This is a genomic window from Micromonospora sp. NPDC023644 (genome assembly GCF_040640115.1).
Lineage (GTDB): Bacteria > Actinomycetota > Actinomycetes > Mycobacteriales > Micromonosporaceae > Micromonospora.
Window position 1 is genome coordinate 1 of record NZ_JBFABA010000098.1, and the last position, 9,910, is coordinate 9,910.

12 protein-coding genes are annotated in these 9,910 nt (G+C 75.5%); 7 read left to right on the forward strand and 5 right to left on the reverse strand.

Features of this window, described 5'->3' with window-relative positions; translation table 11 throughout:
* The first annotated feature begins 106 nt into the window (after positions 1-106).
* The gene (locus AB0G08_RS29670) at positions 107-298 is read left to right on the forward strand and encodes a DUF5703 family protein (protein WP_013734349.1); all 192 of its coding nucleotides are present in this window, start codon (positions 107-109) and stop codon (positions 296-298) included.
* 79 nt (positions 299-377) lie between these two features.
* On the opposite strand, the gene AB0G08_RS29675 is transcribed toward AB0G08_RS29670, so the two are convergent.
* Positions 378-1,031 carry a hypothetical protein gene (locus AB0G08_RS29675; protein ID WP_358094165.1) on the reverse strand — a complete coding sequence of 218 codons (654 nt, stop codon included), beginning with the start codon at positions 1,029-1,031 and terminating at the stop codon, positions 378-380.
* A gap of 60 nt (positions 1,032-1,091) precedes the next feature.
* Entirely contained in the window at positions 1,092-2,420 is a 1,329-nt protein-coding gene (locus AB0G08_RS29680; protein WP_358094144.1) for a M20/M25/M40 family metallo-hydrolase, read from the reverse strand.
* A gap of 175 nt (positions 2,421-2,595) precedes the next feature.
* Here AB0G08_RS29680 and AB0G08_RS29685 point away from each other — a divergent pair, with 175 nt between their 5' ends.
* From AB0G08_RS29685 to AB0G08_RS29695, 3 genes are all read left to right on the forward strand, one after another.
* Positions 2,596-3,204, forward strand: coding sequence for a hemerythrin domain-containing protein (locus AB0G08_RS29685; RefSeq protein ID WP_358094147.1), 609 nt, complete (start codon positions 2,596-2,598; stop codon positions 3,202-3,204).
* Between the two features lie 140 nt (positions 3,205-3,344).
* Positions 3,345-4,340 carry a LysR family transcriptional regulator gene (locus tag AB0G08_RS29690; RefSeq protein WP_357880475.1) on the forward strand — a complete coding sequence of 332 codons (996 nt, stop codon included), beginning with the start codon at positions 3,345-3,347 and terminating at the stop codon, positions 4,338-4,340.
* A 19-nt stretch (positions 4,341-4,359) separates the two neighbouring features.
* A complete protein-coding gene (locus AB0G08_RS29695) occupies positions 4,360-4,602 on the forward strand; it encodes a hypothetical protein (RefSeq protein ID WP_358094150.1) in 243 nt (80 codons plus the stop codon).
* Between the two features lie 53 nt (positions 4,603-4,655).
* Here the strand turns inward: AB0G08_RS29695 and AB0G08_RS29700 are convergent, their stop codons facing one another.
* Genes AB0G08_RS29700 through AB0G08_RS29710 form a run of 3 tightly spaced genes read right to left on the reverse strand, consistent with a single transcriptional unit; the run spans position 4,656 to position 7,742 of the window.
* Complete coding sequence (locus AB0G08_RS29700) at positions 4,656-5,006, reverse strand: DUF3140 domain-containing protein (RefSeq protein WP_358094153.1); 351 nt, start codon at positions 5,004-5,006, stop codon at positions 4,656-4,658.
* Positions 5,006-5,173, reverse strand: a complete 168-nt coding sequence (locus tag AB0G08_RS29705; RefSeq protein WP_358094156.1) for a hypothetical protein — start codon at positions 5,171-5,173, stop codon at positions 5,006-5,008. Before AB0G08_RS29705 ends, AB0G08_RS29700 begins: the two co-directional genes overlap by 1 nt.
* 13 nt (positions 5,174-5,186) lie before the next feature.
* Entirely contained in the window at positions 5,187-7,742 is a 2,556-nt protein-coding gene (locus AB0G08_RS29710) for an ATP-dependent Clp protease ATP-binding subunit (RefSeq protein WP_358094159.1), read from the reverse strand.
* 168 nt (positions 7,743-7,910) lie between these two features.
* Between AB0G08_RS29710 and AB0G08_RS29715 the strand changes: the two genes are divergently transcribed.
* From AB0G08_RS29715 to AB0G08_RS29725, 3 genes are all read left to right on the forward strand, one after another.
* The gene (locus AB0G08_RS29715; protein WP_357880463.1) at positions 7,911-8,318 is read left to right on the forward strand and encodes a hypothetical protein; all 408 of its coding nucleotides are present in this window, start codon (positions 7,911-7,913) and stop codon (positions 8,316-8,318) included.
* A gap of 124 nt (positions 8,319-8,442) precedes the next feature.
* Entirely contained in the window at positions 8,443-8,703 is a 261-nt protein-coding gene (locus AB0G08_RS29720; protein WP_089000636.1) for a hypothetical protein, read from the forward strand.
* Positions 8,704-8,712: 9 nt separating this feature from the next.
* Positions 8,713-9,910, forward strand: a 1,198-nt coding sequence (locus AB0G08_RS29725) for a hypothetical protein (protein ID WP_358094162.1), incomplete at its 3' end; no start/stop codon positions are given.

The window sequence follows — 9,910 nt, forward strand, 5'->3', positions numbered from 1 at the left end:
CGCGCCGCCGCCGGTCGCGTGGGCGCCCGCCGCGCGGGCCGGCGCAGCGGCGCGGGTCACCGGGGAGGGGGTGGCGGACGGCCCCTGGGCTGGGCAGCATAGGGCCATGGACTACGAGTACGCGCCGCTGCGGCTGCCGCCGAACGTCGACCGGTTGACCGCCGCGGCGCAGTTGGCGATCCAGGCGGAGTTCTCCGGATGGGAGTTGGCGCGGGTGCGGCTGTACCGCGACGGCACGCGGCAGGTGGTGCTGCGCCGCCGGCGGGTCAACCAGCCGCAGCCGGGACTGTCGTACTGAGCACGGCACGAGCGAGGCCCGGGGCCGACCGGTCGGTCGGCCCCGGGCCTTCACCGCCTCGCGGGCGGGTCGTCAGCGCCTAGTGGGCGTGGTCGTGCTCCTCGTCGAGCTCCATGAACGGGTGCTCGTCGAGCCGGCCCACCAGCCGGTCGTCGGCGGCCGGCTGGAACGGGCCCACCGGGTCGTCGTCGTCGAAGGACTCCAGGTCGACCGGGGTGCCGACCTCGCTGACCATCACCACGCCGTCGAGCGGCTCCAGCTCCGGCACGTCCAGCGCGCCGAGCGAGCCGTCGCCGCTCTGGAGCAGCTCCAGCACCGCCTCGCCGACCCCCTCGACGGGCTCCGGCTCGTCCTCGGCCGGGGTGCCCTCCCGCCGGGCGGCCTCCGCGACCCGGATCAGCGCCGACACGCTCGGCACCCGGTAGTCGCGCCGCTGGCGCACCGAGATGACCCGCGGGTGCGGGTCGGTGGGCTCCACGCCCTCGGCGTCACCGAAGCGCTGGTCGGCCTCGTCCGGGTCGATCGACTCGACGTCCCACGGGGTGACCTCGCCGAAGGCGTCCAGGAGTTGCTCGTCGTACGCGAAGGACGCGTTGTTGAGCGCGACGTACGCCTGCCAGACGTCGTCGTCGTCGATGCGGCCCTGCGCGGCACGGACGGCGGCCAGGTGGTGGCGGGCCGCATCGATCACGCGCTCGAGGGCGGCGTCCAGCTCACCGTGCTGGTCGGTCATGTGGGTCAGTCCCTTCACGATCAGAGGTTCCCGCCGGAACACCGGGGTTCCTGGCGGGGGCTAGCAGGTGCGGAGGAACCGGTCGAGAACCCGCACGCCGAACTGTAGTCCGTCCACCGGAACCCGCTCGTCGATGCCGTGGAACAGCGCGGAGAAGTTCAGGTCGGCGGGCAGCCGCAACGGCGCGAAGCCGAAGCAGCGGATGCCGAGCTGCGAGAACGCCTTCGCGTCGGTGCCGCCGGAGAGCATGTACGGCACGGGCCGCGCCCCCGGGTCCTCCGCGCGCAGCGCGGCGGACATCGCGTCGACCAGGTCGCCGTCGAACGTCGTCTCCAGCGCCGGCTGGCGCTGGAGGTACTCGATGACGATGTCGGGGCCGACCAGCTCGCGCAGCTGCCGCTCCAGCAGCTCCGACTGCCCCGGCAGGCTGCGGCAGTCGATGGTGGCGGTGGCCCGGCCGGGGATGACGTTGTCCTTGTACCCGGCGGCGAGCCGGGTGGGGTTGGCGGTGTTGCGGATCGTCGCGCCGATGATGTTGGCGATCGGCCCGAGCTTCGCGATGGCGGTCTCCGGGTCCTCCGGGTCCAGCTCGATGCCGAGCAGGTCGGAGACCTCCTCCAGGAACGCCCGTACGGTGTCGGTGACCACGACGGGGAAGCGGTGCCGGCCGACCCGGGCCACCGCCTCGGCGAGCGCGGTGACCGCGTTGTCGTCGTGCACCATCGAGCCGTGCCCGGGGCGGCCCTTGGCGTGCAGCCGCAGCCAGTCGATGCCCTTCTCGGCGGTCTCGATCAGGTAGAGCCGCTGACTGTCGTTGACCGAGTAGGAGAAGCCGCCGACCTCGCCGATGGCCTCGGTGCAGCCGTCGAGGAGGTCGCGGTGCCGCTCGACCAGGAAGTGCGCGCCGTAGTCGCTGCCCGCCTCCTCGTCGGCCGTGTACGCGAGGACGATGTCGCGGGGCGGGCGGACCCCGGTGCGCTGCCAGTGCCGCACCACGGCCAGCACCATCGCGTCGAAGTCCTTCATGTCGATGGCGCCCCGGCCCCACAGGTAGCCGTCGCGCAGCTCCCCGGAGAACGGGTGCACCGACCACTCGTCGGCGTCGGCGGGGACGACGTCGAGGTGGCCGTGCACCAGCAGCGCCCCGCGGCCGGGGTCGGTGCCGGGGATGCGGGCGAGCAGGTTGGCCCGGCCGGGCGCCGACTCGTGGATGACGGACTCGACGCCCACCTCGGCCAGCTTCTCCGCCACGTACTCGGCGGCGAGGCGTTCCCCGGCGCTGGTGTCGTTGTCCCCGGTGTTGGTGGTGTCGATCCGCAGGAGGTCGCGGCAGAGGTCGACGACCTCGTCGGTGGGGTCGGGTCGGGCGGAGGCGGCGTCGCTCGTCATCGGTTCTTCATACCAGCCCACCGGCCCGACGCGGCCGCCCCGCCCCGCCGCGTCGGCTCCGGTGGGACGGGACGGGCGGCGACCGGGCACGGTTTCGCCGCCGACGCGGCCGGGTACCGCCGCTCGCGACCGCTCCCCCACCAACGTGCGCCGCCCGCCACCCGAGGAGGGCACCATGACCGTTCCCCTGCCACCGCTGCCGCCGACCGGAGAGGACGAGGACTTCCGCCCGGGCGGGCGCAGCGTCGCCGACATCCTCGACGCCGAGCACCGGCAGCTGCGGGAGCTGCTGCGGCGGCTCACCGACCCGGGCCCGGAGCCCGCCCCCGAGCGCGGCGTGGAGGTGCTCACGGCGGCGCTGTCGCGGCACCTCTCCGCCGAGGAGCAGTACCTGCTGCCCGCCGTCCGGGCCGCCCTGCCCGACGCGGCGGACCGGATCGACCGGGCCATCGCGGACGACCGGGCCCTGCTGACCGCCCTGAAGGGGCTCGCCGGCGACGGGCTCGCCGACGTCGCCGCGCGCGTTCACCGCCACGTCGAGGAGGCGGGCGCGCTGGTCGCGGCGCTGCGCGAGGTGGCCAGCGCCGAGGAGCTGATCCGCCTGGGCAACCGGCTGGAGATCGCCGAGGAGGCGGCTCCGACGCGCCCGCACCCGGGCACCCCGGCGACCCCGCCGTGGAACCGGGTCGTCGAGCCCGCGGTGGGCGTGGTCGACAAGGTCCGCGACGCCGTCACCGGCCGGCCCACCTACCTGGCCGACCTGACCGAGCCGCCGCCGGGGTGAGCCGGCGCAGCCGAGCCGCCGCCTGACCGGGGCGGCGGCGGGCCCGGTCGCGACGCGTCGGGGCGGATCCGACACCCATCGGAAGGCGTTGATCCGTCCAGGGCCTTCCGTCGGCCGCTACGGGGTCATACCGTCACGGTATGAATCTGGAGCTGCGACACCTGAGGGTGGTCTGCGCGATCGCGGAGACGGGGAGCGTGACCAAGGCGGCATCGACGCTCGGCCTGGCCCAGCCGGCACTCACCGCCCAGCTCCAGCGCATCGAGCGGACCCTGGGCGGGCCCCTGTTCGAGCGGGACCGCCGCGGCGCCCGCCCCACCGCCCTCGGCGAGCTGGTGCTCGCCCGGGCCCGGGTGCTGCTGCCGGCCATGAAGGGCCTGCAGGACGAGGCGGCGCGGCTGGCCGGCGCCGGGGACGCGCCCCGGCGGTACCGGTTCGGCGGGGTGAACAGCCCCATCCTCGGCCGGCTCGTGCACCGGCTCGCCGCCGAACCCCCACCGGCCCAGATCACCACCCACGCCACCTGGTCGGCCGAGGAGCTGGCCCAGCTGGTCGCCGGCGGCCGGCTGGACTTCGCGCTGATCGGGGTGTGCGGCGACGCCGCTCCGCCGGCCGAGTACGGGTTGAGCTGGCGGGAGGTCGCGGTCGACCCGGTGCTGGTGCTGCTGCCCGAGCAGCACCCGCTGGCCGGGCGGGCCGAGGTGAACCTGGTCGACCTGTCCCGTGAGCAGTGGGTCGCCGCGCCCGGCGACGGCTGCTTCGGCGACTGCTTCGCCGCCGCCTGCGCCCGCGCCGGCTTCACCCCCCGCAAGGTGTACGAGACCGACGTGCGCTGCTGCATCGACATGGTGGACTCGGGCGAGGCGATCGCGCTCTGCCAGGCCACCTTCCGCCCGGTCGCCGGGCTGGTCACCCGGATGCTGGCGGGGACGCCGCTGCGCTGGCGGCTGATGCTGGGCTGGCATCCGGACTCCCCCGCCGCCCGGGACGCCGAACTGGTGCTGGAGACCGCGCTGGCCGCGTACACCGACTCGCTGGCGGCGCACCCGGAGTACCTGGCCTGGCTGCTGCGCAACCCGGGCTACGGGGGGCGGAGGTTGACGGCTGCCGGGGCCGACGGGGTGCGAACGCCGTAGCGCCGGGTATCAGGCGGACATGACCGATCCCAACCCCGCCGCCGACGACCGGGAGATCCTCCGGCAGGCGGCCGCCGCGCACACCGCCGCCGCCCGTGACGTGGAGGCGTTCCTGCGGCGCCTGCCCGAGGTGCCCGACCCGGCCGACGTCACGGAGTACGCCAACCTGCTGACCCGCGAGGAGCGGGCGCGCGCCGACCGCGAGGCGGCGGCCGACGCCGCGGGCCTGACGATCGGCAGCCTGGAGAGCGACCACGGTTGAGCACGGGGCCGGCGGCGCCCGGGAGGACCCGGACGCCGCCGGCCCCGGCCGGGTCAGCGTTCGACCAGGACGTCGTGGCCCAGGTCGAGCAGGGCGTGCCGCCACTCGTCGTCGGCGTTGCCGCGCGGCGGCTTCTCGTCCAGCAGGGTCTGGATCTCGTCGATCGCGTCCCGCATCACCCGGATGTCCTCCGGCGTGAGGTCGACCTTGCGTTTGCTCAGCACCCGGAGGATCCGCCGGCCCAGTCCGGGCAGGTCGAGGTCCGGGTCCGGCCCGAACGACTCCTCCCCCGAGCCGCGGGTGAGCAACCACTGCCGCAACTGCTCCGACGGGACGTTCACCTGGGCGTGGAAGTCGTCCCAGAGCACCTCCACCTCGGGTTCGAGCCGCTGCTCGCGTACCATCAGCCCTCCTCTCGACGGCGGCGGTCGGACTCCGCCGGCTCCGGGTCCTCGCCCTGCTGGTCCACGCCCTCCGGCGGCACCCGCACCCGGGCGGGGTTGGCGGTCGGCGGGGCCACGATCGGATCGGTGCGCTCGCTCTCGTCCCGGGTCTCCTCGGGTTCACTCATGTCCGCCCTCCGGTCATCGGGGATGGGACGTCGTGGCCGGGGTGTAGCCGCGCTCGCCGGCCGCCACGTCGAAGGCGAGTCGCCCGTCGCGGGCGTCCACGGTGACCTTCTGGCCGGATGAGACCGCCGACTCCAGCAGCATCCGGGACAGGTGGTTGTCCACCTCCCGCTGGATGACCCGGCGCAACGGCCGGGCGCCGAACTCCGGCTGGTAGCCGTGCTCGGCGATCCAGTCGATGGCGGGGGTGGTGAAGTGGACCTGGATGTCCTGTGCGTGCAGCCGACGGCGGGTCTCCTCCAGCAGCAGGCCGGTGATCTGGCGCAGCTGCTCGGCCTCCAGCCGGCGGAAGATGATCACCTCGTCGATGCGGTTGAGGAACTCCGGCCGGAAGTTCTCCTGAAGCCGGCGCATCAGCCGCTCGCGCAGCTCGTCGCGCTCCTGTTCGCCGCCCTCCGCGCCGGTGCCGAAGCCGACGGCGCGCTGGGCGCCGGTGATCAGCTCCGAGCCCAGGTTGCTCGTCATGATCAGCACGGTGTTCTTGAAGTTGACCGTACGGCCCTGGCTGTCGGTGAGCCGCCCGTCGTCGAGCACCTGGAGCAGGATGTTGAACACGTCGGGGTGGGCCTTCTCGATCTCGTCGAGCAACACCACCGCGTACGGGCGGCGGCGGACCGCCTCGGTGAGCTGACCGGCCTCCTCGTAGCCGACGTACCCGGGCGGGGCGCCGACGAGCCGGCTGACCGTGTGCCGCTCCTGGAACTCGCTCATGTCCACCCGGACCATCCGGTCGGCCTCGCCGAACAGCGCCTCCGCCAGCGCGCGGGCCAGCTCGGTCTTGCCGACGCCGGTCGGCCCGAGGAAGAGGAAGCTGCCCATCGGGCGGTCCGGGTCGGCCAGCCCGGCCCGCGAGCGGCGGACCGCCTCGGCGACCGCGGTCACCGCGTCCTCCTGGCCGACCACCTTCTCGTGCAGGTGGCCCTCCAGGCGCAGCAGCCGGTCGCGTTCCTCCTCGGTGAGCTGGCTGATCGGGATGCCGGTGGCCCGGGAGACCACCTCGGCGATCTCCTGCGGCCCGACGGCCGGCACCTGCGACGAGCCGTCCTCGTCGCCCCGGGCCCGGCGGATCTGCGCCTCCAGCTCGGCGAGCTGGTCGCGCAGCGCCGACGCCTTCTCGTACTGCTCGTCGGCGACGGCCTGCTCCTTGTCCCGGCGTACCTCGTCGAGCTGCGTCTCCAGCTCCCGCACGTCGGAGGCGGGGGTGCGGGTGCGCAGCCGGACCCGGGCGCCGGCCTGGTCCATCAGGTCGATCGCCTTGTCCGGCAGGAACCGGTCGGTGACGTACCGGTCGGACAGCTCGGCCGCGGCGACCAGCGCCTCGTCGGTGAACCGCACCTGGTGGTGGGCCTCGTAGCGGTCGCGCAGCCCGCGCAGGATCGCCACGGTGTCGTCGACGGTGGGCTCCGGCACGAACACCGGCTGGAAGCGGCGGGCCAGCGCTGCGTCCTTCTCGATGCTCTTGCGGTACTCGTCCAGCGTGGTCGCGCCGATCACCCGCAGCTCGCCCCGGGCCAGCGCCGGCTTGAGCATGTTCGAGGCGTCCATGCCGCCCTCGCTGCCCGCCCCGCCCGCGCCGACCAGGGTGTGGATCTCGTCCAGGAAGACGATCAGCTCGTCGCGGTGCGCCCGGATCTCGTCGATGACCTTCTTCAGTCGCTCCTCGAAGTCGCCCCGGTACCGGGTTCCCGCCACCAGGCCGGCCAGGTCGAGCTGCACCACCCGCTTGCCGAGCAGCGTCTGCGGCACGTCGCCGTCGCAGATCCGCTCCGCCAGGCCCTCCACGATCGCGGTCTTGCCGACGCCGGCCTCGCCGATCAGCACCGGGTTGTTCTTCGTCCGCCGGGACAGGATCTCGACGGCCTGTTCGATCTCCTCGGCCCGGCCGACCACCGGGTCGATCTGGTCGTTGCGGGCCAGGTCGGTGAGGTCCTGGCCGTACTGGTCCAGGGTGGGCGTGCCGCGGTCGGGCTTCGGCCCGGTCATCGGCCCGCGCTCGGCGCTGGCCGCCTGCAACGACTCGGGCTGGATGCGGCCGGCGGCGAGCATCCGCCCGGCCGGGGACTCCGGGTTCAGCGGCAGCGCCATCAGGATGTGCTCGGGGCCGATGTAGTTGGCGCCCATCGCCCGGGACAGCTGGTGGGCGTCGAGCAACGCCCGCTTGGCCGCCGGGGTGAGCGACAGGTTGGGCGGCACCTCGCCCCGGGGCGCGCCGTCGCCGCGCCCGCCGAGCGCGTTGAGCAGCGTGTCCGGGTCGGCGCCGGCGCGGCGCACGAGGTCGCGCAGCGGTTCGCGTTGCAGCGCGGCCCAGAGCAGGTGGTCGGTGTCGAGGTCGGTGCTCTGCCGCTGGGCGGCCCGGCGGGCCGCGTCGGCCAGCATCTCCCTGGCGTCGGCGGTCATCAGCCGGGTGATGTCGACCCGGTGCGCGGGTCGGCGCCCACCCTCGCCCCGGCCGAAGTACCGGGCCAGGAACTCGTCCCAGGGGTCGGAGCCGAAGTCACCGGGTCCCATCATGTCTGTCCTCCGCAGTCGGGCGCGACGGTCGCCAGGGGCTACCCCGCGACCGTCGCGACAAACGCCGCCGCCACCGGGGGCGGCACGCGGAAGGAAGGGCGCCGCCCCGACGCTCCCGGCCAGCGGCCCTTCCCCACCTCCCGGCCTCGCGGGTGGCAGGCTGGCGGCATGGACCCGACGACGCCGCTGCTGATCGTGGACGCCGCCAACGTGGTGGGGTCCCGCCCGGACGGCTGGTGGCGGGACCGCGCGGGCGCGACCGCCCGGCTGCGCGACTCGCTGGCCCCGGTGGCCGCCGCCGGGCTGCCCCCGGAGCTGCCGGCACCGGTCGAGGTGGTGCTGGTGGTGGAGGGCCGGGCGCGGGACGTGCCGGGCACGGCCGGGGTCCGGGTGGTCGCCGCCCCCGGGTCCGGGGACGACGCCGTCGTCGACCTGGTCGCCGCCGCGCCGCAGCGCCGGCGGCTGGTCGTCACCGCCGACCGTGAGCTGCGGGAACGCGTCACCGCGCAGGGCGCCGAGGTGTACGGACCGCGCTGGCTGCGGGACCGGGCGACCCCGCCCGCGCAGTCCCACTGATCGGACTACCGTCGCTTCCGGTCGACAACCGGTCAGCGGGGCAGGAACACTGACAGGGCGGATGTTCTCTCACCGTGAGGGATAGGCTCTAATGGAGGCCTCCCCGCCCCCAGGAGGTTTCGCCGTGGCGAGCGTCGCCGAGCTCAAGGCAGCCATCGATGTCGCGCTGCAACAGATCGGCGACGGCCAGAGCGCCGTGCAGGCGGCCGGCGAGAAGCTGGCCGAGGCGCAGCAGACCCTGGCCGGCGCGCTGGAGGGCAGCGGGCACGAGACGGTCGAGGCGGCCCAGTCCTCGCTGACCCAGGCCAGCCAGGAGCTGGAGGAGTGCCTCGCCGCGACACTCGTCGCCGTCGAGCAGGCGCAACTCTACGTCGCGACGCTCTGAGGCCCGGCCGTGTCCATCGTCGAGGACGTCGGCGCGCAGGTCCGCGCCGCCGCCGATGACCTGCCGCTCGCGCAGCTGGCCCTGGCCCTGGAGAAGTTCGGGCTGGCCGCCGAGCGGCTGCGCTGGGTCCGTCAGGAGTCGGCCGACCCGATGGGGGTGCCGGAGCTCTCCGCCGCCACCGAGCACGCCGAGACGGCCGGCTACGCCCTGCGCGTCGCGCAGGAGCAGCTGTCGGCGTACCTCGCCGCGATCGGGCTGGCCGCCGACGGCTCCCCGGCCCCGCGGCCGCAGGAGCAGCAGCGCCGGCCCGCGCACGACGCGCCGCGCGAGGCGGCCCCGGGGGCCGCGACCCCGGAGCCGGCCGCCGACGCGACGCCCCGCCGCTGGTGGTCGGTGCGGGTCGCCGAGCTGACGGGCGGCCGGGAGGGCCCGCCGGACCAGCCCGACGAGAAGGTCGGCGACTCCCGGGAGCTGCTGCGCCGGGTCGTCGGCGGGGTCCGTGCCGGCGACCGCGACCGGCTGCACACCGAGCTGCGCCGCGCGCACGCCGACGTCGGCCTCGGCCTGGCGGCGGTGGCCCCGCCGCTGCTGCGCGAGCTGGCCGGCGAGCTGCTCGGGCACCCGCCGCGCGCCGAGGACCTCGGGCGGTTGCACCGCGAGCTGGACGGCCGGGTGCGCGACCTGCTGCCGGGCCTGCCCCCCGCGGTGCTGGACACGTTGCTGACCCGGATCTGCCGGATGCCCCCGCCGCGGCGCGGCGAGGCGGAGCAGCCGCATGCCGCCGACCCGGCGGTCACCGCGGGGGTGCTCACCGGGGTGCTGCTGGCCCGGCTCGGCAGGGACCTGCCCACCGACGACGAGCGGGCCCGGCACGCCGAGACCGCCCGGGAACAACGTGCCGCCGCCGAGCGGGACCGGCAGGCGGAGGCCGCCCGCGACCGGGCCGGCGACGCCGAGTGGCAGCGCCGCGCCGCCGCCGCGAAGGGTCGGGTGGCCGCCGCGCGGGAGCGCGTCGCGGCGGCCCGCGACCGGGCGGAGGCGGCACACGACCAGGCGGCCGCGGCTCGGGACCGGGCGACGACGCACGGCCAGGCACCGGACCGGGCGGGGACGCCCGGCAAGGCACCGGACCGGGCGGGGACGCCCGGCCAGGCACCGGACCGGGCGGGGACGCCCGGCCAGGCCGGCCCGGCGCCGGACCGCGCGG

Excerpts from the sequence above, each read along its gene's own strand:
- AB0G08_RS29670 (WP_013734349.1), top strand. The coding sequence starts at position 107 with ATGGACTACGAGTACGCGCCGCTGCGGCTGCCGCCGAACGTCGACCGG.
- AB0G08_RS29675 (WP_358094165.1), bottom strand. The coding sequence starts at position 1,031 with ATGACCGACCAGCACGGTGAGCTGGACGCCGCCCTCGAGCGCGTGATC.
- AB0G08_RS29680 (WP_358094144.1), bottom strand. The coding sequence starts at position 2,420 with ATGACGAGCGACGCCGCCTCCGCCCGACCCGACCCCACCGACGAGGTC.
- AB0G08_RS29685 (WP_358094147.1), top strand. The coding sequence starts at position 2,596 with ATGACCGTTCCCCTGCCACCGCTGCCGCCGACCGGAGAGGACGAGGAC.
- AB0G08_RS29690 (WP_357880475.1), top strand. The coding sequence starts at position 3,345 with ATGAATCTGGAGCTGCGACACCTGAGGGTGGTCTGCGCGATCGCGGAG.
- AB0G08_RS29695 (WP_358094150.1), top strand. The coding sequence starts at position 4,360 with ATGACCGATCCCAACCCCGCCGCCGACGACCGGGAGATCCTCCGGCAG.
- AB0G08_RS29700 (WP_358094153.1), bottom strand. The coding sequence starts at position 5,006 with ATGGTACGCGAGCAGCGGCTCGAACCCGAGGTGGAGGTGCTCTGGGAC.
- AB0G08_RS29705 (WP_358094156.1), bottom strand. The coding sequence starts at position 5,173 with ATGAGTGAACCCGAGGAGACCCGGGACGAGAGCGAGCGCACCGATCCG.
- AB0G08_RS29710 (WP_358094159.1), bottom strand. The coding sequence starts at position 7,742 with ATGATGGGACCCGGTGACTTCGGCTCCGACCCCTGGGACGAGTTCCTG.
- AB0G08_RS29715 (WP_357880463.1), top strand. The coding sequence starts at position 7,911 with ATGGACCCGACGACGCCGCTGCTGATCGTGGACGCCGCCAACGTGGTG.